This window comes from Herbaspirillum sp. 1130, assembly GCF_017833835.1.
GTDB classification, from domain to species: Bacteria; Pseudomonadota; Gammaproteobacteria; order Burkholderiales; family Burkholderiaceae_D; genus Herbaspirillum; species Herbaspirillum huttiense.
On the sequence record NZ_JAFICQ010000001.1, the window covers coordinates 428546 to 454492 of the forward strand.

The following is a 25947-nucleotide window of genomic DNA, read 5'->3' on the forward strand; positions in this document are numbered from 1 at the left end:
GTTCATCCTCCTTGCATGGCAATCAGGCTTTCCTTGACCTTGGCCAGGCCGAATTTCCAGATCTGCTCCATCTTGATGTGCGGCATGACGGGCAGCTCCGACGGATCGATGAAAACATCCAGCACCGCCGGGCCAGGCGCGGCCAGCAGCTGCTGCAGGCTCTCCTGCAACTCTTCCGGGGCGCGCGCAGTGAAACCTTGGCCGCCACAGGCACGGGCGAAGGCGGCGAAGTCGGCATTGGGGAATTCCGAGCCCTCGAAGGCAGGCATGCCGGCTTCTTCCATCTCCAGATGCACCAGGCCCCATTCACGGTTGTTGAAGACGATCACCTTGACCGGCAGCTTGTGTTCCACGCTGGTCATGAACTCGCCCAGCAGCATGGTGAAGCCGCCGTCACCCACGCCCACGATCACCTGGCGTTCGCGGTCCAGTGCCTGGATGCCATTGGCCTGGCCAAGCGAAGTGCCGACCGCGGCATTGTTGAACGAGGCCAGCAGGCGCTGCTGGCCGCGCTGGCGGATCCAGTTGCCGCACCACAGCGTGACCACGCCGGTATCGATCACGAAGCGCGCATCATCGTCGGCCAGGTCGCTCAGGGCCCGGGCCACGCTTTGCGGTTTGATCTTCTTGTGATGGCGCTTGATCTCGGCGGCGCTGTCCAGCTTGCTGTTCCAGCGTTCACGATCGGCATTGGCTTTCTGCAGGAAACTGCCATCGGTCTTGCCGTCGACCTTTTCCAGCAAGGCTTGCACGGCCGGTCCGACCGAGCCGGTAATGCCCAGCGTGACCGGGGCGCGGCGGCCGAGCACGAAACCGCGTTCGTCAATCTGGATGATCTTGGCTTTGGTCGGCAGGAATTCCGAATACGGATAATCCGAGCCCAGCATCAGCATCACCTCTGCACCATGCAGGGCATCAGTGCCAGGCGCGCCACCAATGAGGCCGACTCCGCCGATCCAGTGCGGATGGTCGTAAGCCACCAGATCCTTGCCTCGGAAGGTATGCATGACCGGAGCCTGCAGCTTGCTGGCCAGGGCCAGCACCTGGTCGATGGAACCGCGGCAGCCATTGCCGGCGAAGATGGCCACCGAGCCGGCGGCATTGATCAGTTCAGCCGCAGCGGCAATCTCGGCGGCCGGCGGGGCCAGTTCACTGCGTTCACGCAGCGTATGAATGCTGGGGACGGTGCCGCTGACCTTGGCGCCGATGATGTCTGCAGGAATGTTCAGGTGCGCTACGCCGCGCTGTGCATAGGCCTGGGCGATGGCCTGGTGGAACACGGCGGGGGCCTGTTCCGGGCTGGTGACGACCTGGCTGTAGGCAGCCACATCGCGGAACAGCATGTCGGGTGAATTTTCCTGCAAATAGTCGGTGCCGCGCTTGGCCGCGGGCACACCGCCTGAAATGGCCAGCACCGGCGCGTGGTCCTTGCGGGCTTCGTAGAGCCCGGCCACCAGGTGGTTGGCACCGGGGCCGGTGGTGCCGCAGCACACGGCCAGGCGGCCGGTCAGTTTGGCCTGGCCGGCGGCGGCCAGGGCGGCGCCTTCTTCGTGGCGTACACCGATCCATTCGATGCGCTTGTCACGGCGGATGGCGTCGGTCAGCGGGTTCAAGGCATCACCGACGACGCCAAAGATCTGGCGCACGCCGATCTCGTAGAGCGTGTCGATGAGAATGTCTGCAACGGTAGCGGGCATGGCGGCTCCTGGGAGGGGGAGGGAATCGCTCAAGAGTAAGTCCGGCAGTGCCGGGCCTGTATCGGCATGTGCGGTAAATCCATGTAGGAGAAGACCGGGCGGGAGGCCGCAAGGCGCGCCATGGCGGGCGGGAGCGGCACATTCCTACGCGGGCTTCATCGGCAGTCCGACTGCGCGGCGGACGGGGCGATTTGATAATCGGCGCATCAGCGAACTTGCGGAGGAAGCGATGCGACGCGCACTGTGGAAGGGAGCCATCAGCTTCGGGCTGATCAATATCCCGGTCGAACTCTATACCGCCGAAAAACACGATGAGCTGGATTTCACCCTGCTCGACAAGCGCGACCTGTCTCCGGTGGGCTACAAGCGCTACAACAAGAAATCCGGGCGCGAAGTCCCCTGGGAAAACATCATCAAGGGCTACCAGTACGAGGAGGGCAAGTTCGTCCTCATGTCCGATGAAGATTTGCGCCAGGCCAATGTGGAGGCGACCCAGAGCATCGACATCCAGAGCTTCGTGGAGCGTGAGAAAGTCCCCATCCTCTACTATGAGCAGCCGTATTTCCTGGCCCCGGCCAAGGGCGGCGACAAGGCCTACGCCTTGCTGCGCGAAACCCTGCTGGCCAGCGACAAGATGGCCATTGCCCAGATTGTCATCCGTACCCGGCAGCATCTGGCCGCCCTGATTCCCCAAGGCGACATGCTGCAACTGATCACCTTGCGCTATCCCAGCGAATTGCGGGCACCGGATGACTTGCCGGTGCCGTCACGCAAATCGAAGAAATCCGCCGTGTCCAAGCAGGAAGTCGAGATGGCGCGGGCGCTGGTGGATCACATGTCTTCCGATTGGGAGCCCGGCCAGTTCCACGATACCTATCGTGATGACGTGCTGGCGCTCATCAAGAAGAAGATCAAGAGCCGCCAGACGCATGCGGTGGCCGAACCCGATGAGGCCGCTGCGCCAGCCACGTCGGGCGCGAAGGTGGTGGACCTGATGGCCTTGCTCAAGAGCAGTCTGGAGGGACGAGGCAAATCCAAGCCAGCCCCGAAAGACAAGGCAGAAGAGAGCACTGCCAAGGTCCACAAGATGGCCGACCGCAAGCCTGCTGCCAAACGCCGCAGCTCGGCCAAGAGCGAGTCCCGAACGGCGGCCCGCAGCAAGGCATCGCCCCGTAGCAAGGCCGCCGCCAGCAAGAGTACGGCGCGCAGCATGCCTGCGCGCGCCAACGCCAGGAGGGCGCAGGCATGAGCCGGTCTTCTTCCGCACTGGATCGTTACCATGCCAAGCGTGATTTCAGCGTCACGCCCGAGCCGTCCGGCCACGCTCAGGCTGCCCGGCGGCAGGGCAAGCAGGCCTCACCGGAGGGCTTGCAGTTCTTCATCCAGCGCCATCATGCACGTCGGCTGCATTACGACTTCCGGCTCGAGCTCGATGGCGTACTCAAGAGCTGGGCCGTTCCCAAAGGGCCGAGCCTGGACCCGCATGACAAGCGGCTCGCCGTGAGGGTCGAAGACCATCCTTTTGATTACGGCACGTTTGAAGGCGATATCCCGGCCCACCAGTACGGTGCCGGCCACGTGGTGCTGTGGGATCGCGGCCAATGGCAACCGCATGGCGATCCGCAGGCCGGGCTCAGGAAAGGCCATCTCAGCTTCCTGCTCACGGGTGAGAAACTGCAGGGCCGCTGGGCTCTGGTGCGCATGGGCAAGCCTGCCGAGGACGGCAAGGAGAATTGGCTGCTCATCAAGGAAGAAGATGACGCCGCCCGCACCGGCGCAGCCGCCGCCATCACCGACCTGCGCCCGGAAAGCGTGAAGGACCAGGGGGATACGCCCCCTGCTGGCAAGGCCATCGCGCCTTCGCCCGCGCAATCCACCAGCGACATGTCCGAACGCATGGAAGCGCAGTTGGCCACGCTCGCCGACAGCGCACCCCAGGGCGAGGAATGGCTTTCCGAACTGAAGTTCGACGGTTATCGCGGCCTGTGCCGCATCGAGAACGGCCGGGCTGCCATCCATACCCGGGAAGGACTGGACTGGAGCCATCGCTGGCCCATCCTGGTGGAGGCGCTGGCCAAGCTGCCGGTGGATCAGGCCTGGATCGACGGCGAGGTGGTGGCACTGGATGCCGACGGCCGTGTCAGTTTCGAGGCCCTGCAAAATCTGGTGCGCGGCGACCGCCAGCAGGCCAACGGCATCCGCCTGGCCCTGTACGCCTTCGACCTGCTGTACCTGAATGGCCATGACGTGCGCGAACTCCCGCTGCACCAGCGCAAGGAGCTGTTGCGCGAGGTGATTCCGGGTGGCGATGAACAGGGCTTGCTGCTCTACAGCGAGCATATCGCTGGCCACGCAGATGAAGTATTTCGCCACGCGTGCCAGCACGGGATGGAAGGTATCGTGGTCAAGCGGGCCGATGCGCCCTATAGCGGGCGGCGCGACCGCAACTGGATCAAGGTCAAGTGCGAACATCGGCAGGAGTTCGTCATCGCGGGTTATACGGAGCCGGCCGGACAGCGCAGCGGCTTCGGGGCCATCCTGGTGGGTGTGCATGACGAACAAGGGCAACTGCAATATGCCGGCCGCGTGGGCACGGGCTTCGACGAACGCTTGCTGGGCAGCATGCTCAAGCAGTTCCACCAGCGCGAACAGGACCAGCCTGCCTTCGTCAATCCGCCGACCGGGCAGCAGCGGCGTGGCGTGCACTGGCTGAAGCCGGAACTGGTGGCAGAGGTGAAATTCGCCCAGTGGACCAAGTCCGGCATCCTGCGTCACGGCAGCTTCGTAGCGCTGCGCGAGGACAAGGCACCGGAGGAGATCGTCAGGGAAACGCCGGGAAGCGCCTCTGATGAGGTCCATCCCGAAAACGCGGAAGCGAAGCCGAAAGCACCCGTCCGCCGCAGCGCCCAGGACCTGTCCAGGCCCGTGATGGTGGAGGGCGTCAAACTGACGCATCCCGGCAAGATCCTGTTCCCCGATACCGGCCTGACCAAGCTGGAACTGGCGCGCTACTACCAGAGCGTTGCGCCCTGGATCCTGCCCGAACTCAAGCAGCGCCCGCTATCCCTGGTGCGCTGCCCGGATGGCCATGCCGGGAAGTGCTTCTTCCAGAAACACACTGGCCAGGGCATGCCGGACGCCATCGAGACCATAGAAGTGCCGGAAGGCGAAGGTACGGCCCGCTACATGATGGTCAACGACGTCGCCGGACTGGTCGCCACCGTCCAGATGGGCGTCCTGGAGCTGCACGCCTGGGGGGCCACCGGGCGGGCGCTGGACAAGCCGGACCGGGTGGTGTTCGACCTCGATCCGGCACCTGATGTGCCCTGGGCCACGGTGGTGGAGGGTGCGCAACTGGTACGGGGGCTGCTGGAGGAGCTTGGCCTGAGCTGTTTTTTGAAGACTTCCGGCGGCAAGGGCCTGCATGTCATGGTGCCAATTCGTCCGGAACACGACTGGGACGTCATCAAGGACTGGGCACACCGCCTGGCGGCGCATCTGGCGCGCCTGCTGCCGGATCGTTTCATTGCCCGCATGAGCAAGGCCGCCCGCACCGGCAAGATCTTCATTGACTACCTGCGCAATGCGCCCGGTGCCACTACGGTTGTGGCGTATTCGGTGCGCGCCCGCGACGGCGCGCCGGTGTCGGTGCCGATCACCTGGGAAGAGCTGGAGCAGGGCGTGCAGGCCGACCATTTTCGGGTCTCCACCATGCAGAAAAGGCTGGAAAGCCTGTCCCACAGCGACCCTTGGGCCGATTTCAACAAGCCTCCGCAGCGCCTGACGCGCGCCATGCTGAATGCCTTCGATCCGGCCTGAGCCGACCGGCAAGCTCAACAAGGAGGTGATGTCCTACACGCGGTTCATCTTCCTGCCGACTGTGGATGACAAGGGCAAACTTCATAATCCACTTTAACTTGATGGACGCGGCTAGCCGGTCCGTTTGCAACCTGACAGAGCACGCCCCGCCGTGACATGAACAACAAGAAGGATTTGGCCAGCGCCATGAATACCATCAGCCACCGCACTTCGCTGACCCAGCTGTTTACCCGCCCCTTGCAAGCCGTGATGCCGGCCCTGATGCCGCAGGCTCCCGCCGCGCTGCACGTTGCCCAGCCGCGCAAGTTGCCGGCGGCACTGGTGGACCGCCTGCTGGAACAGGAAGGACAGCGCGGCCTGCGCCACGCGGGCTTGCCCCGCGCCACCTTCAATGCACCGCAGCCGGCGGCCCATCGCGCTGCCACGTTCAGCTATCCGCTGCATATCGACCGCGCCAGCATTGAAGCCTTGCCCGCAGCCTGCGGCGTCTACATTTTGCGTGGTGTGAACGATCAGGCTTTGTACGTGGGCCGCAGCGTGAACCTGCGCAGCCGCGTGCTGGCCCATTTGCACAATCATGAAGAACAATTCCTGATCGGCCAGACCCGCCGCATCGAATGTCGTCGCACCGCCGGTGAGCTGGGCGCTGCCCTGCTGGAAAGCAGCCTGCTGCGCGATCTGCGTCCGTCGCACAACAAGAAGCAGCGCACCAAGCGTGGACTGTTCACCTTGCGCCTGAACGCTGCCGGCCAGCCGCAGGTGGCCCAGGTCGAGGAACGTGAATTCAGCCGTGCCGAGAATCTGTTTGGCATCTATACCAGCGAGCGTGCTGCACAGGAAGCGCTGCAAAAGATGGTCGAGCGCCATGGCCTGTGCTCCATTGCCACCGGTCTGGAGCAGGCCGATGGTGTCGGCATGGCCTGCTTCGGCCGCCAGATCCGCCGCTGCCGCGGTGCCTGCACCGGTGAAGAAACGCATGAACAGCATCAGCAGCGCCTGATGCAGGCGCTGGAAGACCTGCGCATCCTGCCTTGGCCTTATGCTGGCCCGATGGCCCTGGTAGAGCAGGGTGATGGCTGGCAGCAGGTGCATGTCATCGATCATTGGCGTTATCTGGGCTCGCTGGACCGGGACAACCGCCAACTGGCCAGCCGTCCGGCCGCCAGTCTCAAGGGTTTTGACCTGGACAGCTACAAACTGATGATCCAGCCGTATCTGCTGGGCCAGTTGGAATTGCGTCCACTGCCCGGGCTGCCGCTGGCGCAGGGCTGAATTCGCATTGACTTGGGCCGGTCTTCCCGGCCCTTGCTGTTTTTGCCGGACCAGAAGTCCGCATCACACTCCTCCCGCTTTTTCTGTTTTGACTCCCTTCGATCCGATGCAACGACGATTCCCTCTCCCTGTCGCCGCCATCCTGCTGGCCGCTCCCATCAGTCTGAACCCGGCCCATGCCGCTGATTCCGCAGGTTTCTGCAACACCGAGCAAACGCTGGACAAGGACCAGCTGGCTGCCACGCTGATCCGTACCTATCCCGTGAGTACCGCCTATCTGTCGGTCGGCAAGGAGCCAGCGCCGCTGAACTCGCCGCGCGCGCTGGTCGCCTGGCTGCTGCAAAAGCGCGCCACGGAAAAGTCAGGGGGACAGGCCTGCCAGGGCGACAGCTGCAACGTCGACCACATGGCGGCCGATGTGCAATCGCTGCTGGATGGCAAGGATGCCCGTTTCCAGCCTAGTGGCCGCAGCGATGTCATCGCCTTCTTCCGCGACAACAGCCGCGTGGCCTTGCGCTGCACGACGGCCGATGCCACTCCGCGGCTGGCCCATGCAGATGCCGCCTTGCGCATGGGCGTGGCACCGGCTCCTGCATCGACGCCAGCGGCCGCACCCGCCGCGCCAGCCACGGCGCAGGCTCAGGAGGCTCAGCAGGCGGGCTGGATGGACCATGTACGCATTCGCGGCAATCCTGACCAGCTTTCCATCGATCATCGCAACAAGGCGGCTTTTGCCTCGGTCGACCGGGCCAGGGTGTCGCTGGCCAATGACGATGTGGCGCAATCGCGTACCAATGATGTTGTGGTGTTTGCCGGGTATTCGCTGGACAAGCGGGCCATGGGCGAGCCGGGCAGCACCTATGAGGCGGTGCCTTATGTGGGCTTCAAGCAGAACCGGGTGACCACCTATGACACGGGCAATCCCGAGATCACCACGACGCGCACCAGCCAGATCGGGATGCTGTCCGCCTTTCACTTCGCGCATGCGGATACGGCCAATACGGAGGATCTGACGGCGCGTCCCGACTACCTGGTCAACAATACCGACGGCAGCCGCCTGCTGACGGTCAACTTCACGCTTACGCCGGTTCGCCCGGGCGTGCTCAACGATTTCCTGCGCTGGAACAACGGGCTGGCGTTCAAGCCGATTCTGATTGGCCAGAGCCGTAACGGTATCTACATCAACCGGGGGGATCCGGATGTCTACGACCAGCACCGGGATTTCATCCGACTGGGGGCGCAGGCGGGGTTCACGCTGTCTTCGACCAATCCGGCCTTGCCGTTTGATTTCACCACGACCTATACCGGATTGAAGGCTTTGCAGGGCAATCGCAGCATTCATTACTGGAAGTCGGTGCTGACGTACAACTTCAACCAGAACGTGGGCCTGAGCCTGGATTATTCGAACGGCTTGCTGCCCGATAGCGGGGATGCGGAACGCAAGTGGGGGTTGGGGTGTCGAGCAAGTTCTGATGAGTGGACGCAGCGCTGACGGGGTCGGCGGCGCTGTCGCGATGCTTAATCGCATCCTGCGCCAAGCCCGTAGAGCAGCCATTTTCCCTGGTCGAGTCGGAGGCTGCGGCTTTCCACGCAGGCTTCGTCGGCAAAGAACATCACCTCAATTTGCTCATCGGTGACGGTTGTGGTGACGCCAGGCTTCACCGGCTTTCATCAGGTGATCGAGCAGCTCGTCGTTTCATCTTGACGCCACGAATTCACTGAGTACTTCTTTGATTTCGTCCTTGGATAGATAGCCAGTGCTGAGAATCGTATCGAGATCCTTTCTGGTAAGGGGATGATTCCTGAGAAGTTTCAGCAGGGCTTCCTGACGGAAAGGAGCTGCTTCTAACGGGGCGATCATGGTCGGATCCGGCAGGTTCTCCAGCGGCAGCGGCATGCGGTCGATGTTGACGTAAATTTTATAGCGGGAAAATCCTTCAGGGAACGAGGTGTCGTAATAGAGCGTTGTGCCAACCGGTAAAAGTCCATTGGAAGCCTCCTTCGTGCCGAGCTGCAGCGGTGCGGCCAGGCGATGGATTTTTACGGTAGCTGGCTTCCAGACAAGGTAGACGCAGATCAGCAAACTTGCGGCAGTGGCCCCGCCAAGGAAAGAAAGTATCGTGCCTGGTATTTTCATGATTCGTAAATTTCTGAGCTTGAGCCTTTTGCGCCTCGACATCATGAGGGCAGCAGTAGTCGGTAATTGTTAGCCTGACTGCTTTCCGGGAAATGCGGGACAAGTTTCCAAATCAAGATTCATGTCGTAAATCACGTCGACCACCTTTCCTGTCGTCAGATCCACGATATCGTGATCCACTATCGCTGTTCTGTGATTCCTGCTGAAGGCCGCTTCGTAGGGGCCCCTCGTTCTCGTGAAATGATTGATCGGCTTTCTCTTTTTTAGATCGATGACGTAAATCTTATTAACGGGCGGGGCACCTATCCGTGCTTTACTTAGATCTTGTCCCCATGCAATGGCACGGGTTCTTGAGCAGTTGACGGCCCAGTCGCTCACTCGGATACCGAGCGGAATTGAAACTGTACGTTTTCCTGCTTCGAATGCGAATCCATTTGCTCCGCCGCGGAACGAATTGCGAAGTTCAATGTTCGAGGCGCTGATCGGATCTGGAAATAAGAAAAACATTGAGAGAAATAGGGAGAGGTAATCGCATGCTTCGCCAATTTTGTAGAGAAGCCATTTTCCTTGAGCAAAGCTGAGAGTGCGGCCTTGCAAACATGCTTGGTTGACAAAAACCATTGCGTCAATTTGTCTGTCAGTGATGTCTGCCGGGCCTGAGATGGCTGAGCGAGAAACTAATCGCAAGCATCATCGGTTTCGGCGATCCACCATTTTCCTTTGAGCCGAATTAAATTCCGACTGGAATGACAAACTTCATTTGGCATGAAGTTGAGCTGGATTCTGTCAGTAGTGACCTCCAAATCTACATTCCATGCTTCGCCTGCGCTCAGTAGTTCTTCTGCAAGCTCGGGGTCGGCTTTGATCACTTTGGTGCGCTCAATATAATTTTCGTCTAGTCCTGTTCTTTTAATGAATTTGCGCATATGCCTCAGCAAATAGGTTTTGCTGGCTTCTGTTTTCTTTACACATAAAAGGGCATCAACTAAGCCACGGGCGTCCTCCGGTAGTCTCTTCAACATGGACTGCTTTTGTTCGGGGAGACACGCGTTATGTTTTATCTCTCCATAAACGTCAAGAGGTGGAAAATCTGTACTGTGCGGGTTGGCCGAAGCTGCAGTGCAAAGGATCAACAAGGTATGAAACAGCACAAGAGGAAATTTGCTGATCATAAAATCTTTTCTTCCAAGATGGTGATGTGGAAATGATGCGCGTGTGTTTTCTTGTTCTGTGTGATTTGCATATGAGGTAGTGGTACGTCTTTATCTTTGCTGTTGGCATCGATGTGCCATGGCTCAAATATGTGCGATACCGCTGGTTGCCTCATCAGTGACTGTCTAAACGTCCTGACCCGTTTGCCTGGGTGACAGCAAGGGTGATCAGGATCGCTTGCGCGGTATTGCGGAGTGTTATTTTTTCTCCAAATTGATGTCAATGGCGAAGCCATGGCTGCGCTTGCATTGGCCTGATGAGCAGCAAGGGCGATGAGAATTGCGTACGTGGTGTTGCGGAGCTGACCTGCTTCTGAATTACTAATCAATTACTTTTGTTCCGAATGCTTTCCGGGGAATGATGGACAAGCTTCCGTGGCTATCTTTACGTTATCCGTCATGCTCAGCACTTTTCCTGAATTTTGGTCTATCACATAGTCATCTACTATCACCGTTCTATGATCCGCGCTGAATGCGGCACTAAATGGACCACGTGTGATTGTGTAGTGATTAATGATTTTCCTGCTATCAAGGTTAATGATGTAAACCTTGCTTACTGACGGTACACCTGATTGACTTAGGCCAAGATCGACGCCCCAGACGACGGCCCGAGTTCTTGTGCAGTTGATGGACCAACCATTGACATGGATGTCGAGATCAAATCTAACCGTCCGCTTTCCCTGTTTGAAGGAAAACAAATTCTTCCCGCTGCTGAACGAACTGCGCGATTCGAAATTCGCGGCGTTAGCCTTACCTGAAACAGGAAGTGCTGATAGTAGTATTGAGAAAATCAAAATCTTATGGCCGTGGAAGCGCCCCACGACCAGGGATTCGGGAAATCCAGCGTCCTGTGCGCTGGCCAGCGTGATCAGGCGCGCGTGCTGCAACAGGCCGGGCCCGAACAGCGTAGAGGGGAAACCAGAAAGGAGTGTGGAAAGTAAGCGTGCTGCAACAGGCGCGCTGTGCTGCCTGCCGGGCGGTGCTGCATCTTGCGTCACGGGATAGCCTCATCTTGATGGTCCGCCATTCGCGCTGTACTGCGAATGAACGTGTGTTGGTCTTCAACACCACGCTGGCATCAAGTTGTCCCCGTGCTACCCCCGTATCGACTGCTGCATGGCAGCGGCGCTCAGCAATAAGCCCGCTCATTTTTGTGCCGTGCATTTTGCCAATCCGGGCCTTCACCCTCCATCGAAAAAGTTCGTTAATTCATGACTGAAATATGGGCAAGAAAAATAAAGCTTCATGCCGCAGCATGGCGACATGAAGCTTCAACCAGGTTTGCTCTTTACTGGAACGTGCTGGCCATCTTCGCCGGCAGCGGCACGTTGAGCCATTTCTGAACAATGGCATTGAGTTCGCCGCTCTTCTTGGCCGCCGTCAGCACCTCGTTGACCTTGCCCAACAAGGCCGTCTCGCCCTTGTTCAAGCCGACGTTGCAGGCCGATTCCTGGATGATGTACTTGAGCACCGGCTTGTTGTTGGGTGCCTTCTCCGCCAGGGCGTAGGCCACGAAGTCACCCGTGCCCACCAGCTGTACCTGGCCCGAGACATAGGCCGAGATCATGGCGTTGTTGTCCTCGTAGCGTTTGATGGTGGCGCTCTTGGGCGCCGTGTCGGTCAGTTGCAAATCCTGGAAGGTACCGCGTGCCACGCCCACGGTCTTGCCGGCCAGGTCCGCAGGGCCGCTCACCGCCACACTGGCCACACCGAACACGCTGTTGTTGTAGGGCGCATAGGGCTGGGAAAAATCGATCACCTTCTCACGCTCGGCATTCTTGCCCAGGGTGGAGATCACCAGGTCGGCCTTGTGCGTCTGCAGATAGGCGATGCGGTTGGCGCTGGCCACCGGGACCAGTTGCACCTTGAGGCCCATTTTCTGGGCGATCAGCTTGGCCACATCAATGTCCAGCCCCTGCAATTGCAGGTCCGTATTGACTGAACCGAAAGGCGCAAAGTCCTGCGGTACGCCGATACGAACCACGCCGGCCTTCTGGATGTCGGCCAGTGCATCGGCCTGTGCCGGCGCGTTGGCCAGCACGCCCAGACCGAGTGCAATTGAAAGGGCCAGCAGGCGGTGTTTGGATGTCATTTTCTTGGTCTCCTCTTATGAATATCAGCGCGCCGATGATACCCCCATATTGCATGGGGGTTCAGCCCGGCAGCGGCAAGACACAATCCTCCGCCGCCAGATAGATGCGCTGCCCCGGCAAGGCATCGACACGATAGCCGCCCGTGAACGCGCCAAAGGCCGGAAGCATCGCCCAGCGCTCATCCACGACAAAGCAGGGCAGCCGCAAGCTGTCGCCCGCCGAGGACAGGCGATACACCGGATGCACATGGCCGACAATGGCAAAGGCACCGTCGACCGTCTGCGGATGATGGCAAAAGGCCAGCGGGCCGACCCGCCAGGGTTCATCGACCAGCTCCATGCCCAGTGCTTCAGGCGGATCCCCCGCATGATGGTCGTGATTGCCGCGCACCAGCGTGAGCGTCAGCCCCGCGTTGCGGCCACGCCATTGCGCCAGCGCCGCGAGCGTTCCTGCAGCACGGCCCGCGCGAGCATGCAGGAAATCCCCAAGGAACACGATGTGACGCACCGCATGCTGCTGAACCAGCGCATCAATGGCCTCCAGGTTGGCGCGGGTCGTGCCGTGCGGGACGGGAATGCCGCCCGCCCGAAACGCCGCCGCCTTGCCGAAATGCACATCGGCCAGGATCAGCATGCCGCGCTCGCGCCACAGCAGGGCGCGTTCCGGCAACATGGTCAGGATGGCGCCATCGGCGTCGAAGCTGGGGTAGTGCATCATGCAGCTGTCTTGGGCTTGGCCTTGCGCCGTGCGGCGGGCTGGGGTTGTTCACGAGAAGCGGTCTTGTCTGCGGCACCTTCCAGCTCGCGCAGCATGCGTGCGACACGGTCCGCCAGTTTCTCGGTCGAGAGTTTCTCGCGGAAGCGTTCCACCATCAGCGGCAGCGCAAACGGGGTAGGGCGCTCCAGTTGTACCAGCGTCATGGTGCGCGCCCGCAGCTCGGCGAGGGTGCTGCGCAGGCGTTCCAGTTCCAGCTCCTGTTCCAGTACCTCGCGCTGGGCCTGGGTGAGCAGCAGATTGCCGGCATCATGCTTGCGGAAGACCTCGAAGAACAGCGCCGACGACGCCTGCAACTGGCGCGCGCTCTTGTGCTGGCCCGGATAGCCCTGGCTGACCAGTCCGGCAATGCGGGCGATCTCGCGGAAGCGCCGTTGCGACAATTCCGTCGCGTTCAGGCTGGCGAGCACGTCCTCCAGCAAGTGTTCTTCGCTGAAAAGGTCCTGCGCCTGTTGCGGGGCCAAACGGGCCATCTCCACCTGGTCCGCCGCCAGCAATTCGAAACCATAGTCGTTCACGGCAATGGAAAAGGTGGCGGCGCGCGTGCTGGCCAGTCGCCAGGCCAGCAGCGAGGCCAGCCCCATGTGGACCAGACGCCCGGCAAAGGGATAGAAGAACAGGTGATGCCCCTCGCGGCTTTTGAGGGCTTCCACCACCAGCCGCTGCCCCGTTGGCAGCGCCGACCAGGCATGCTGCAAGGCCAGCAGCGGCTGCACGGCCTGCATCTCGGGGCCGTCGAAGTGCTGTTGCTCGGCTTGCTGCAAACGATCCAGGACAGCATGCGCCAGTGTCGAGGACAAGGGCATGCGCCCGCCTTGCCAGCGAGGAACCGCGCCACTGCCGGCGGTGCTGCGGCGGACCCAGGCCGTCATCTCATGCACCCGGACAAATTCCAGCACCCGCCCCCCGAAGAGAAAACGGTCACCCGGACGCAGGCGCGCGATGAAACCTTCTTCGATGGTGCCGATGCGTCCGCCCTTCATGTACTGCACATGCAGGCTGGCATCGGCCACGATGGTGCCGATGTTCATGCGATGCCGGCGCGCGATGGCGGGCACATCCACACGGTAGACGCCATCCTCGCCCTGGCGCACCCGGTGGTATTCGGGATAGGCGGTCAGGCTCTGGCCCCCGCGCACCACGAAATCCAGCGCCCACTGCCACTGGTCCTCGCGCAGATCGCGATAAGACCAGGCTTGCCTTACTTCGTCCAGCAGCGCATCGGCCTGGAAGCCGCCGCCCAGCGCGATGGTGACCAGATGCTGCACCAGCACGTCCAGTGGCGTTTCCGGTACCGGACGCTGTTCCACACGACCCGCTGCGATCGCATCCTGGGCCGCGATGGCTTCCACCAGTTCCAGGCTGTTGGTCGGCACCAGCGTGGCGCGCGAACTGCGACCCGGGGAGTGGCCGGAACGTCCGGCACGTTGCAGCAAGCGGGCCACGCCACGCGGACTGCCGATCTGCAATACCCGCTCTACCGGCGTGAAATCCACGCCCAGGTCCAGGCTGGAGGTGCAGACCACGGCCTTGAGCCGGCCATCGCGCAGGCCGTGTTCGACCCAGTCCCGCACTTCGCGGTCCAGCGAGCCATGGTGCAAGGCGATGATGCCAGCCCAGTCAGGCCGGGCGTCCAACAAATTCTGGTACCAAAGTTCAGCCTGGGACCGGGTATTGGTGAAGACCAGCGTACTGCCACTGGCCTCGATCTCCTGCACCACGGCCGGCAGCATCTGCATGCCCAGGTGGCCGGCCCAGGCGAAGCGTGCCGGTTGCGGCGGCAGAAGGGTGTCGATGACGATGCGCTTGCGCTGTTCGCCGCGTACCAGTACGCCTTGTTCGGCAGCTGCCGGACCCAGCAGGGCTTGCAGTGATTGCTCAAGATTGCCCAGCGTCGCCGACAGCCCCCAGACCACCATTCCGGGCCGCCAGCGGCGCAGTCGCGCCAGCGCCAATTGCACCTGCACGCCGCGCTTGTTGCCCATCAGCTCATGCCATTCATCGACGATGACGGCATCGAGCCTGGCAAAGCGCTGCCGGGCATCGGCTTGCGAAAGCAGCAGGGACAGGCTTTCAGGGGTGGTCACCAGCGCCTGCGGCAGGGATTTCATCTGGCGCGCACGTTCGCCGGAGGCGGTATCGCCGGTCCGCATGCCCGCCTGCCAGTGCGGCAGCAGATCGGCCAGCGGCGCTTGCAGGGCGCGCAGGGTGTCGGCCGCCAGGGCGCGCATCGGTGTAATCCACAAGACCCGCAAGCCAGGAGCGTTGGCGGGCAGGTCAGGCTGGCCGAGCCTCGGCTCGGCATGGAGCAGGGCTCCGAACCAGACGGCATAGGTCTTGCCGGACCCCGTGCCGGAATGCAGCAAGCCGCTTTGGCCGCTGGCAGCGGCCTGCCAGACGGCGCGCTGGAAATCGAAGACTTCCCAGCCGCGCTGGCTGAACCATTGTTCTGCGCGTTTCAGTGCGGGCGCACGGGAGTTAGTCGTCTTGCGTGGCACGATGCAGTTCTTTCTGTTTTTCTTCAGGCGGCAGGCTGGCCGACGGCCCCAGCAGCGCCCGCAGGCTGGCCAGGGTATCGGCCTGCTCGATGGTCTTGTCCAGGCGCTGGCGCAGGATGCGCGGGAAGCGCACGGCGATGCCTGCCTTGTGGCGCGAGGACAGCGCAATCCCTTCGAAGCCGATCTCGAACACCATGCTCGGCTTGACGCTGCGGACGGGGCCGAATTTCTCGATGGTCGTCTTGCGGATGGCCTGGTCCACCACGGCAATTTCGGCATCGGTGAGGCCGGAATACGCTTTGGCGAAGGGCACGAGCTTGCGTTCGCCCTGGTCGTCCGGCGCCTCCCAGACGGCAAAGGTGTAATCGGTGTAGAGCGAGGCGCGTCGGCCATGGCCGGCCTGGGCGTAGATCAGCACGGCATCGATGGAATAGGGATCGACCTTCCACTTCCACCAGGTGCCGACATTGCGCGTGCGGCCAATGCCGTAGCGGGCTTCCCGTTGCTTGAGCATCATGCCTTCCACGCCGCGTTCGCGCGAGGTGCTGCGCAATCGCGCCAGTGACTCCCAGTCGCCCGAGGCGATTTGCGGTGCGAGCATCAGCGCCGGGCTTGCATGGGCCTGCACCAGCGTTTCAAGCCGGCTGCGGCGTTCGTGCTGGGGCAGGCTGCGCAGGTCTTGCCCATCCTGCTCCAGCAGGTCGTAGGCAATCAAACCGGCCGGCAGGTCCGCCAGCAGTCGGGCGGTGAGGTTCTTGCGGCCGATACGTTTTTGCAGATCGGCGAAGGGGGCCACACGATCGGCCCGGGGGCCGGAATCGGGCAGGCGGATCACGATCTCGCCATCGATCACGGTGCCGTCCGGGAGGGCCAAAGCGGCTAGCTCGGGGAAGCGATCCGTGATCAATTCTTCACCGCGCGACCACAGCCAGTTGCTTCCCTGACGTCGCACCAGCTGGGCGCGGATGCCGTCGTATTTCCATTCGACTTGCCAGTCCGAGAGCGGACCCAGGGTGTCCGGTGTTTCCAACAGGGGATGCGCCAGGAAGAATGGATAGGGCTGGCCGCCCTGCAACTGCGCATCCTGGCCGTCCGCCGGCGCGATGAGCGCGGCGAAACGGCGGGCGTCCGGACGGGCGCGGCCATCTGTCCAACCAACCATGCGTTGCGCCACCAGCTTGGGATCGAGTTGTGCGACGCTGGCCAGTGCACGCGTGACCAGCAGCCGCGACACGCCCACCCGGAAACCGCCGCCGATCAGTTTGGCCAGCAGGAAGCGTCCCTGCCAGTCCAGTTCATCCCAGGCAGCAAACAGGGCGGTGCGGATCACGGCAGGATCGGCCCCGCGCAAGGGTGCGATGCGCTCTTCCATCCAGCGCGCCAGCCCCAGGTCGCTTGACCCCTTGGGCGGCGGCAGGACGTGGGCGATGGTCTCGGCCAGGTCGCCGACGCTGTGATAGCACTCCTCGAACAGCCATTCATCGATCTGCGCGTATTCCATGGCGCATTGTTTGAGCAAGCCCGTCGGGACGGCCTGGCGCGGCTTGCCGCCTGCCAGGAAATACACCGCCCAGGCCGCATCGGCGGCATCGGCGCGGCCGAAGTAATCCTGCAGGGCCGCCAGCTTGCGGGTGGTGGAGGTGGTGGCGTCCAGTTCGGCATACAGCCGTGAAAATTCACGCATGGCCGCCTTCCTGCGCCGTCACGGCGGCGGCGGGGCTGGGGTTCTCGTCAGTTTCTTCATCTCCGTATTCAGTGGCGAAGGCCCCGGCATCCAGTCCGTTCTGACGCAGCCAGCGCACCATGGTGGCGACTTGGCCGTGGGTGACGATGACGCGTTCAGCACCGGTGGCGTGGATGGCTTCGTGCAGGGCCGGCCAGTCCGCATGGTCGGAGAGGATGAACCCGCGATCCACGCCACGCCGGCGGCGCGTGCCGCGCAGGCGCATCCAGCCGCTGGCGAAGGCATCGCTGTAGTCGCCGAAGCGGCGTATCCAGGGCGACCCGGCCGCCGATGGCGGGGCAATCACCAGACTGCCCGCGTAGGCGGCCGCCTTGCCGCGCTTGCTGGCTTCCGCTTCGCCGACCGTCAGTGTCTCCGGCAGGGCGATCCCGGCCTCGCGGTAGAGGCGATTGAGCGGCTCTACCGCGCCATGGCACACGATGGGGCCAATGCTGGCATCGATGCCGTGCAGGATGCGCTGCGCCTTGCCGAAGGAATAGCAGAACAAGACGCTGGCACGCCCTTCGGCGGCATTGCTGCGCCACCATTGGTTGATTTCCTCGAAAATTTCCCGCTGTGGTTGCCAGCGGTAGATCGGCATGCCGAATGTGGACTCGGTAATGAAGGCGTCGCAGCGTACCGGCTCGAAGGGGGCGCAGGTGCCATCCGCTTCCAGCTTGTAATCGCCGGAGGCTACCCAGATGCGGCCTTCATGTTCCATACGCAGTTGCGCCGAGCCCAGCACGTGGCCGGCCGGGTGCAAAGACAGGCGCACGCCATTGTGGGTGATGGTTTCGCCATAGGGCAGGGGCTGCAGGTTGATCTCTGCGCCCAGCCGCGCACGCAGGATGCCGGCCCCCGGCGCTGCTGCCAGATAGTGGCCATGCCCTACGCGCGCGTGGTCGGCGTGGGCATGCGTAATCACCGCGCGCGCCACCGGTCGCCAGGGATCAATGTAGAAATCGCCGGGCACGCAATACAGGCCCTCTTTGCGTACCACGACCATGTCTTCCTTGCCTGCCATTGCTGATGTGTCCTCGCTCTGCCTTGTCGAAATCGTGCGGCTCCGTTGTGCCGTGTCCGGCGGGCTTTGTCCATGCCTGCCGCGTCCTTGTCCCGGCTTTGCCGCAAGTTATATGAAGGTTCAGGCAAATTTGCCGCTACTTGTCACGCTCGGTCAGCTTAACGGCAAGCCGGTCCGGAAGCTGTCAGTGCCTGTCTTGCCTTTCTGTCAGCGGGAAGGTCGCGAGCACGCATGAAACTTGATTTCAGTTTGCAATGATGCAACGCACAACGGCTATTATTTGGGTATGCTTGTCGTCAATTCCAATTGGCGTTGCGCCAAGCATCGAACTCAAAAGAATCACACCAATCCTCATGTCTCATTACGTCGATCCCAAGGTTTTCCGTGAACTGCAAGACTCCGAAGTCTTGCCTGCGCCTTCCGGCGTGCGTCTGAAGATCATGCAGATGTGCCAGCAGGAAGACATCGCGCTGCCGGATCTGGTGGCGCAGGTGCAGGGCGACCCTGTACTGGCCGGCCGCCTGATCCAGATTGCCAACATCCCCAACATCAACAAGGGGCGCATGGTTGCAGCCGTCAATGTCGAGCTGTTGCTGATGGTGGGGCTGCACGCGGTACGCCAGATGGCGCTGGCGATTTCGCTGACGGAATCGGCACGGCGCGGCGATTGCAAGGAATTCGATTACGACCTGTTCTGGAGCCGTTCCACGGCCATGGCCTGCGCCGGCCAGGCGTTGGGCGACCTGCTGCAGGTGGCTCCCCCGGCAGAAATGTTCACCATCGGCCTGCTGGCCGATATCGGCCGCCTGGGTCTGGCCTCGGCCCGTCCCAAGCGGTATGGCGAACTGCTGGCTAGCGGCGTGCAGGGCAGCCAGTTGCGCCAGGAAGAAAAGGCGCTGTTCGGATTCAATCACCTGGAGCTGGCCGCCGCGATGATGCAGGACTGGCATTTCCCCAAGCTCTTCTGTGAAACGGTGCTGTATCACCATGACGCCGACAATACCGGCATGGACGAGGAAGACCGCCAGCAGCGTCTGATTCGCTTGCTGGAACTGGCGGCTTGTGTGGCGGACGTCTGCGTGGCCAGCGATGCCGCACGGCCAGCTTTGCTGCCGCGCCTGCTGGCGCTGGGTCAGCGCTTCGAGCTGCCGCTCTCCAGCCTGGAGTACCTGTGCGGCCGCGTTTCGTGGGACTGGAGTGACTGGGGGGCCTTGCTCAAGGTGCCGACCCGGGTGCTGCGAGAGATCGGGACCGAACTGGCTGCCGCCGCGGAAAAGCCGGAGTGACGGATCTGCAAGAATCGTCAGATTTAGTCATGAAAAATCGAAGTTTTTTGTTGCTGATTTGTCAGTCGCCGATGGTACTATCCCCCTCGCTCTGGAAGTGAAGCGCCTCTGTTGACCGTCAGGATCGCTGCAGGAACCGCCTGCAGCCGGCATTCCCCGTCATCATCAGACCCTGCCAAAACTTCGCTTCCAGCCGCATGCAAGGCTCGATGAACCCAGCCAGATTGATGTTCCTTCCGTAAAAGCCACGGCATTTACCGCAGCCACCAACGAGGACATATTCATCAATAAGGCCTTGCCTGCGCCTCTCCTGTCCGGAATGCCTGGCAAATTCCTTTGCTAATGTGTCCCGGCATGGCAGCGGCGCGATTTCCCTTCGGTTCGCTCCGACCACTTTGCTGTACCCGTCGCCTGCGGCGTGCTCCGTCACGTCCGTGGCAGGCACGGGTGTGTCAGTGTGGCCACGCGAATGCCGTACCGATCAAAACAAAGTACACAAAGTACAAGAAAGTGGGGTCTTTCATGAAAAACAACACCATCCGTCTGTCCTGCCTGACCGCACTGCTGCTGGCAGCCAGCCATCCCGCCTTCGCGGCCCACCCGCTGAACACCGACGATGCCGGCGTACAGGGGGCCGGCGGTATCCAGCTCGAAATGAATACCGACTGGAGCAAGCAGAGTGGCGATGCTGGTCACGTCGGCGCGTTTACCTTCACCTATGGTGTCACCGACAAGCTCGACCTGTTCTTCAACCTGCCACAGACCTTTCAGTCGCCTAACGGCACGGGGGTGGGCGATGTCTCGGCAGGAGCAAAGTGGCGCTACTACGAGGCGGACGGTCTGGCCCTGGCGCTCAAGCCGGAATTGTTCATGCCCAGCGGCGAGGAAAGCAAGGGGCTGGGGAGCGGCCGCAACGGCATGGGCCTGACTGGCATCGCTTCCTATGAGACCGGCCCCTGGACCCTGCACGGCAACCTGGGCCTGCGCTATAGCCCGTACAAGCTGGAGACTGAACAGGAAACGAAGCGCAAGACCATCTGGCGCGCCTCGGTGGCGGTCTGGTATGGGCTGAACGAACAATGGCGACTGGTGGCCGATACCGGCGTGGCACAGAATCAGGACGCGTCCAGCCGGAAATTGCCCTCGTATGCCCTGGTGGGGGCCATCTGGTCACCCAACAAGACGGTGGACATCGATGCCGGCGCCAAATTCGGCCTGAACAAGGCCGAGGTGACGCGCCAGTTCGGCGTCGGAGTGACCTTGCACTTCTGACGAGGCAGGCAACGGCGCACAAAGCTTCATCTCTGTGCGCTGCAACATGCAATGCGCTGGAAAGCCGCGCCAAATCTGCTATCGTTGACCTTGGCGCTAGGCCACGACTAAGGAGACGACATATGGATCTGGTGGAAAAATTCGATGCCAAGGGCAAGACCGGCGCACCTTACCACGTAGAGGTGTACCAGACGCAGCAGGACGAGGCCGATGAAGCGGCCCAGGCCTTCAGCCGCAGCTACAAGCTGGCTGATGGTCGCGCGCTGGATCCCCTGACCAACGAGAAATTCAGGATCGTCCAGACCGGGGAGAAAATCTACCGCGTCTGAGTCCACCCTGGACCCGCAAGCCGATCAAGCCGGCACCGCAAGGTGGCCGGCTTTTTCATGTCTGCAGCCACTGGCCGCAGCCTCGCCTCAGAACGCATCCCCCGGCACCCGCACCCACCCCTCCATCAACACCCGCGCGCTGCGGCTCATGATGGCCTTGGTGACGACCCACTGGCCGTCTTCCAGCTTCGCTTCCGCACCGACACGCAAGGTCCCGGACGGATGGCCGAAGCGTACGCTGGTGCGTTCACCGCCGCCGGCCGCCAGGTTCACGAGCGTTCCGGGAATGGCGGCTGCCGTGCCGATGGCCACGGCAGCCGTGCCCATCATGGCGTGGTGCAGCTTGCCCATGGACATGGCACGCACCAGCACGTCGGTATCCTGTACCGTGACGGTCTTGCCGCTCGAAGAGACATATTCCTTGGGCGGCGCAACAAACGCGACCTTGGGCGTGTGCTGCCGGGTCGCGGCTTCTTCCACCTTGCTGATCAATCCCATGCGGATCGCTCCATGGGCGCGGATGGTCTCGAAGCGGGCCAGCGCGGCGGGATCGCTGTTGATGGCGTCCTGCAGTTCGGTGCCGGTATAGCCGATCTCGTCGGCATTGAGGAAGATGGTCGGGATGCCCGCATTGATCATGGTGGCCTGGAAGCTGCCGACGCCGGGCACTTCCAGCGTATCGACCACGTTCCCGGTGGGGAACATGGCACCGCCGGCGCCTTCTTCCTCGGCCGCCGGATCCATGAATTCCAGCTGGACTTCAGCGGCGGGGAAAGTCACGCCATCCAGTTCGAAGTCGCCGGTTTCCTGCACCTGTCCGCCGCGAATGGGCACATGAGCCACGATGGTCTTGCCGATGTTGGCCTGCCAGATGGTGATGACGGCCACGCCGTCCTGCGGCACTTTGGACGGGTCCACCAGCCCGGCGGAAATCGCGAAGGGGCCGACGGCTGCGGACAGGTTGCCGCAATTGCCGCTCCAGTCCACGAAATCCTTGTCGATGGAGACCTGGCCGAACAGGTAGTCGACATCATGGCCCGGCCGCTCGCTGCGTGAAATGATCACTGTCTTGCTGGTGCTGGAAGTCGCACCGCCCATGCCATCGATCTGCTTGCCATAGGGATCAGGACTGCCGATCACGCGCTGCAGCAGCTTGTCGCGCGCAGGGCCCGGGACGCGGGCGGCTTCGGGCAGGTCATCCAGCTTGAAGAAGACGCCTTTGCTGGTGCCGCCCCGCAGATAGGTGGCGGCAATGCGGATCTGGGGGACTTGGCTCATGCTTGTTCCTTGGCGTTCTGGCCGGCGTTGGCGGAGGCTTCCAGGAAATCCTGGGCGAAGCGCTGCAGCACGCCGCCGGCTTCGTAGATCGACACTTCTTCGGCGGTATCGAGGCGGCAGGTCACCGGCACTTCCACACGCTCGCCATTCTTGCGGTGGATCACCAGCGTCAGGTCGGCGCGCGGACGGCGCTGGCCGATGACGTCATAGGTTTCGGTGCCGTCGATGGCGTAGGTATTGCGGTTTTCGCCGGCCTTGAATTCCAGCGGCAGCACGCCCATGCCGATCAGGTTGGTACGGTGGATGCGTTCGAAGCCTTCGGCCACGATGGCTTCCACACCCGCCAGGCGCACGCCCTTGGCGGCCCAGTCGCGCGAGGAACCCTGGCCGTAATCAGCCCCGGCAATGATGATCAGCGGCTGCTTGCGTTCCATGTAGGTTTCGATGGTTTCCCACATGCGCATGACTTTGCCTTCCGGTTCCAGGCGCGCCAGTGAACCTTGTTGCACGCTGCCATCGGCCTTCCTGACCATTTCGTTGAACAGCTTGGGATTGGCAAAGGTGGCGCGCTGCGCGGTCAGGTGGTCGCCGCGATGGGTGGCGTAGGAATTGAAGTCTTCTTCCGGCAAGCCCATCTTGGCCAGGTATTCGCCGGCCGCGCTGTCGAGCAGGATGGCGTTGGAGGGCGAGAGGTGGTCGGTGGTGATGTTGTCGCCCAGCACGGCCAGCGGACGCATGCCCGAGAGCGTGCGCTCACCGGCCAGCGCACCTTCCCAGTAGGGCGGACGGCGGATGTAGGTGCTTTGGGGACGCCAGTCGTACAGCGGGCTGACCGATTGGCTGCGGTCCACGCGGGCGGAGAACATCGGGGTGTAGACATTGCGGAATTGCTGGGGCTTGACTGCGGTAGCCACCACGGCATCGATTTCCTCGTCGCTGGGCCAGATGTCCTTGAGACGGATTTCCTTCCCTTCGGCGGTCACGCCCAGCACGTCCTGTTCGATATCGAAACGAATGGTGCCGGCAATGGCATAGGCCACCACCAGCGGCGGCGAGGCCAGGAACGCCTGCTTGGCATACGGGTGGATGCGGCCATCGAAGTTGCGGTTGCCGGACAGTACGGCAGTGCTGTAGAGGTCGCGGTCGATGATTTCCTGCTGGATCTTCGGATCGAGCGCGCCTGACATGCCGTTGCAGGTGGTGCAGGCGAAGGCGACGATACCGAAGCCCAGCTTTTCGAGGTCAGCGGTCAGGCCCGCTTCTTCCAGATACAGTTCCACCGCCTTGGAGCCGGGTGCCAGCGAGCTCTTGACCCACGGCTTGCGGGTCAGGCCCAGGCGATTGGCATTGCGTGCCAGCAGGGCGGCTGCGATCACGTTGCGCGGGTTGCTGGTGTTGGTGCAGCTGGTGATGGCGGCGATGATGACGGCCCCATCGGGCATCTTGCCTGGCTCGCTCTCCACCTTGCCGGCGATGCCTTGGGCGGCCAGTTCGGAGACCGGCAGGCGCTTGTGCGGATTGCTGGGACCGGCCAGGGTGCGGACCACGGTGGAGAGGTCGAAGCGCAGCACGCGCTCGTATTCAGCCTTGCTCAGGCTATCGGACCACAGGCCGGCCTCCTTGGCATAGGTTTCCACCAGCTTGACCTGTTCATCTTCGCGACCGGTCAGCTTCAGGTAGTCGATGGTCTGCTGATCGATGGAGAACATGGCGGCCGTCGCGCCATACTCCGGGGCCATGTTGGAGATGGTGGCGCGATCCCCCAGCGTCAGGCTGGCCGCGCCATCGCCATAAAATTCCAGATAGGCCCCCACCACCTTCTGCTTGCGCAGGAATTCGGTCAGCGAGAGCACGATGTCGGTGGCAGTGATGCCGGGCTGGCGGCGGCCGCTCAGTTCCACGCCGATGATGTCGGGCAGGCGCATCCAGGAGGCGCGGCCTAGCATGACGTTTTCCGCTTCGAGGCCACCGACGCCGATGGCGATCACGCCCAGCGCGTCCACGTGCGGGGTGTGGCTGTCGGTGCCGACCAGGGTGTCGGGGAAGGCCACGCCATCCTTGGCGTGGATCACCGGCGACATCTTCTCCAGATTGATCTGGTGCATGATGCCGTTGCCGGGCGGGATCACGTCCACGTTTTCGAACGCCAGCTTGGTCCAGTCGATGAAGTGGAAGCGGTCTTCATTGCGGCGGTCTTCGATGGCGCGATTCTTTTCGAAGGCCTGCGGATCGTCGCCGCCACATTCCACCGCCAGCGAGTGGTCCACGATCAGTTGCACCGGTACCACCGGGTTGACCTTGGCCGGGTCGCCGCCCATGTCGGCAATTGCGTCGCGCAAGCCGGCCAGATCCACCAGCGCGGTCTGGCCCAGGATGTCGTGGCACACCACGCGCGCCGGGAACCACGGGAAGTCCAGTTCACGCTTGCGTTCGATCAGCTGGCGCAGTGAATCCGTCAGGGTCGCCGGATCACAGCGGCGCACCAGGTTTTCTGCCAGCACACGGGAAGTGTAGGGCAGGGTTTCCCATGCGCCAGGACGGATCGCTTCCACGGCGGCGCGGGCATCGAAATAATCCAGTCGGGTGCCGGGCAGTTGCTTGCGGTATTGGGTATTCATGGCGGTTGGCTCGTGTCTCGTTGATGGAATGGTTGTTGTGTGGAGGAATGCGTTCAGGCCTGATCGCGCTGCTGCCCGGTACTGCCGGGCCCGGTCTGGGCGATCTGGTGTTCGATGTTGCGGCGGGAGGCCCCGATGTGACGCCGCATCAGCAGGTCGGCCAGTTCGCCGTCGCCATCGGCCAAGGCATCGAGGATGCGGTGGTGTTCGGCAAAGGCCTGGCGTGGCCGGTTGGGTGCGGCCGAATACTGGATGCGATACATGCGCGCCAGCTGGTACAACTCGCCGCAGAGAATGCGCGTGAGGATCTGGTTGCCGCTGGCCTGGATGATCTTGTAATGGAAGTCGTAGTCGCCTTCCTGCTGGTAATAGCCGCGTCCGGCCTGGAAGGCTTCGTCCTTCTCGTGGGTTTCCAGCACCCGGCGCAGCTCGTCCAGCTCGGCGCGGCTCATGCGCTGCGCCGCCAGGCGGCAAGCCATGCCTTCCAGCGATTCGCGGATCTGGAACAGTTCCACCAGCCCTTCCAGGGTCAGTGAAACCACGCGCGCTCCCACGTGCGGCACGCGCACCAGCAGGTTCTGGCCTTCCAGCCGGTGGATGGCTTCGCGCAGTGGTCCGCGGCTGATGCCATAGGTGCGGGCCAGTTCCGGTTCGGAAATCTTGCTGCCGGGCGCGATCTCGCCCTGCACGATGGCGCTCTGGATTTTGCGAAAAACGTGTTCGGAGAGGGTCTCTCCCTCACGTTCGGCACCAGGCAGTGCAATCAGCTCGCTCATGGGTTTTTTACCGTGTCAACAATCCAAGGAATTTGATGCGTTTAATCATAGCACTTCGCCTGAAAAATGGAAGAAGTGTCGACACTAGAATATTTTCGGCACTACCTAGTAAAAAAATAGCATGAGGCAATTTTCGTTAC

21 protein-coding genes are annotated in these 25947 nt (G+C 62.2%); 7 read left to right on the top strand and 14 right to left on the bottom strand.

Going from position 1 to position 25947, the window contains the following annotated elements:
• Positions 1 to 2 precede the first annotated feature (2 nt).
• Positions 3 to 1697: a thiamine pyrophosphate-binding protein gene (locus JOD78_RS01995; protein WP_209569000.1), complete on the bottom strand. Its 1695-nt coding sequence runs from the start codon at positions 1695 to 1697 to the stop codon at positions 3 to 5.
• A 229-nt stretch (positions 1698 to 1926) separates the two neighbouring features.
• Here JOD78_RS01995 and JOD78_RS02000 point away from each other — a divergent pair, with 229 nt between their 5' ends.
• The 4 genes from JOD78_RS02000 (at position 1927) to JOD78_RS02015 (ending at position 8280) form a co-directional block, all read left to right on the top strand.
• On the top strand, positions 1927 to 2946 hold the full coding sequence (locus JOD78_RS02000) for a Ku protein (protein WP_209568998.1): 1020 nt from the start codon (positions 1927 to 1929) through the stop codon (positions 2944 to 2946).
• Positions 2943 to 5516, top strand: coding sequence for a DNA ligase D (gene ligD / locus JOD78_RS02005; RefSeq protein ID WP_209568996.1), 2574 nt, complete (start codon positions 2943 to 2945; stop codon positions 5514 to 5516). Before JOD78_RS02000 ends, ligD begins: the two co-directional genes overlap by 4 nt.
• Positions 5517 to 5702: 186 nt before the next feature.
• Positions 5703 to 6788 carry a nucleotide excision repair endonuclease gene (locus tag JOD78_RS02010; RefSeq protein WP_227022691.1) on the top strand — a complete coding sequence of 362 codons (1086 nt, stop codon included), beginning with the start codon at positions 5703 to 5705 and terminating at the stop codon, positions 6786 to 6788.
• 106 nt (positions 6789 to 6894) lie between these two features.
• On the top strand, positions 6895 to 8280 hold the full coding sequence (locus tag JOD78_RS02015) for a hypothetical protein (protein WP_209568993.1): 1386 nt from the start codon (positions 6895 to 6897) through the stop codon (positions 8278 to 8280).
• A 26-nt stretch (positions 8281 to 8306) separates the two neighbouring features.
• Here the strand turns inward: JOD78_RS02015 and JOD78_RS02020 are convergent, their stop codons facing one another.
• The 10 genes from JOD78_RS02020 to JOD78_RS02065 all read right to left on the bottom strand — a co-directional run bounded on the left by JOD78_RS02020 (position 8307) and on the right by JOD78_RS02065 (position 18248).
• Positions 8307 to 8450 carry a hypothetical protein gene (locus tag JOD78_RS02020; protein ID WP_209568991.1) on the bottom strand — a complete coding sequence of 48 codons (144 nt, stop codon included), beginning with the start codon at positions 8448 to 8450 and terminating at the stop codon, positions 8307 to 8309.
• A 34-nt stretch (positions 8451 to 8484) separates the two neighbouring features.
• Complete coding sequence (locus JOD78_RS02025) at positions 8485 to 8925, bottom strand: hypothetical protein (protein ID WP_134040172.1); 441 nt, start codon at positions 8923 to 8925, stop codon at positions 8485 to 8487.
• 69 nt (positions 8926 to 8994) lie between these two features.
• Positions 8995 to 9612: a hypothetical protein gene (locus tag JOD78_RS02030; RefSeq protein ID WP_134040174.1), complete on the bottom strand. Its 618-nt coding sequence runs from the start codon at positions 9610 to 9612 to the stop codon at positions 8995 to 8997.
• Complete coding sequence (locus tag JOD78_RS02035) at positions 9603 to 10097, bottom strand: hypothetical protein (RefSeq protein ID WP_209568989.1); 495 nt, start codon at positions 10095 to 10097, stop codon at positions 9603 to 9605. Before JOD78_RS02035 ends, JOD78_RS02030 begins: the two co-directional genes overlap by 10 nt.
• 368 nt (positions 10098 to 10465) lie before the next feature.
• Positions 10466 to 11134, bottom strand: a complete 669-nt coding sequence (locus tag JOD78_RS02040) for a hypothetical protein (protein ID WP_121040159.1) — start codon at positions 11132 to 11134, stop codon at positions 10466 to 10468.
• A 290-nt stretch (positions 11135 to 11424) separates the two neighbouring features.
• Positions 11425 to 12228 carry a transporter substrate-binding domain-containing protein gene (locus JOD78_RS02045; RefSeq protein ID WP_134136275.1) on the bottom strand — a complete coding sequence of 268 codons (804 nt, stop codon included), beginning with the start codon at positions 12226 to 12228 and terminating at the stop codon, positions 11425 to 11427.
• A 61-nt stretch (positions 12229 to 12289) separates the two neighbouring features.
• Positions 12290 to 12946, bottom strand: a complete 657-nt coding sequence (pdeM, locus tag JOD78_RS02050) for a ligase-associated DNA damage response endonuclease PdeM (protein WP_121040163.1) — start codon at positions 12944 to 12946, stop codon at positions 12290 to 12292.
• On the bottom strand, positions 12943 to 15501 hold the full coding sequence (locus JOD78_RS02055) for a ligase-associated DNA damage response DEXH box helicase (protein ID WP_209568988.1): 2559 nt from the start codon (positions 15499 to 15501) through the stop codon (positions 12943 to 12945). Before JOD78_RS02055 ends, pdeM begins: the two co-directional genes overlap by 4 nt.
• Positions 15482 to 17185: an ATP-dependent DNA ligase gene (locus JOD78_RS02060; RefSeq protein ID WP_209568985.1), complete on the bottom strand. Its 1704-nt coding sequence runs from the start codon at positions 17183 to 17185 to the stop codon at positions 15482 to 15484. Before JOD78_RS02060 ends, JOD78_RS02055 begins: the two co-directional genes overlap by 20 nt.
• Positions 17178 to 18248: a ligase-associated DNA damage response exonuclease gene (locus JOD78_RS02065; protein ID WP_209568983.1), complete on the bottom strand. Its 1071-nt coding sequence runs from the start codon at positions 18246 to 18248 to the stop codon at positions 17178 to 17180. The genes JOD78_RS02060 and JOD78_RS02065 overlap by 8 nt, the downstream gene beginning before the upstream one ends.
• Before the next feature lie 353 nt (positions 18249 to 18601).
• Between JOD78_RS02065 and JOD78_RS02070 the strand changes: the two genes are divergently transcribed.
• The 3 genes from JOD78_RS02070 (at position 18602) to JOD78_RS02080 (ending at position 21135) form a co-directional block, all read left to right on the top strand.
• Positions 18602 to 19534, top strand: coding sequence for an HDOD domain-containing protein (locus JOD78_RS02070; RefSeq protein ID WP_209568981.1), 933 nt, complete (start codon positions 18602 to 18604; stop codon positions 19532 to 19534).
• Between the two features lie 522 nt (positions 19535 to 20056).
• Positions 20057 to 20806 carry a transporter gene (locus JOD78_RS02075; RefSeq protein WP_209568980.1) on the top strand — a complete coding sequence of 250 codons (750 nt, stop codon included), beginning with the start codon at positions 20057 to 20059 and terminating at the stop codon, positions 20804 to 20806.
• A 122-nt stretch (positions 20807 to 20928) separates the two neighbouring features.
• Positions 20929 to 21135 (top strand): hypothetical protein, encoded by a 207-nt coding sequence (locus tag JOD78_RS02080; RefSeq protein WP_034334193.1) that lies wholly within the window; start codon positions 20929 to 20931, stop codon positions 21133 to 21135.
• A gap of 87 nt (positions 21136 to 21222) precedes the next feature.
• Here JOD78_RS02080 and prpF read toward each other — a convergent pair whose 3' ends face one another.
• The 3 genes from prpF to JOD78_RS02095 are packed head-to-tail and all read right to left on the bottom strand — an operon-like array spanning position 21223 to position 25807.
• Positions 21223 to 22413, bottom strand: a complete 1191-nt coding sequence (prpF, locus tag JOD78_RS02085; RefSeq protein WP_209568978.1) for a 2-methylaconitate cis-trans isomerase PrpF — start codon at positions 22411 to 22413, stop codon at positions 21223 to 21225.
• Positions 22410 to 25031, bottom strand: coding sequence for a Fe/S-dependent 2-methylisocitrate dehydratase AcnD (gene acnD, locus JOD78_RS02090; protein ID WP_209568976.1), 2622 nt, complete (start codon positions 25029 to 25031; stop codon positions 22410 to 22412). The genes prpF and acnD overlap by 4 nt, the downstream gene beginning before the upstream one ends.
• A 53-nt stretch (positions 25032 to 25084) precedes the next feature.
• Positions 25085 to 25807, bottom strand: coding sequence for a GntR family transcriptional regulator (locus JOD78_RS02095; protein ID WP_034332584.1), 723 nt, complete (start codon positions 25805 to 25807; stop codon positions 25085 to 25087).
• Between the last annotated feature and the right edge of the window lie 140 nt (positions 25808 to 25947).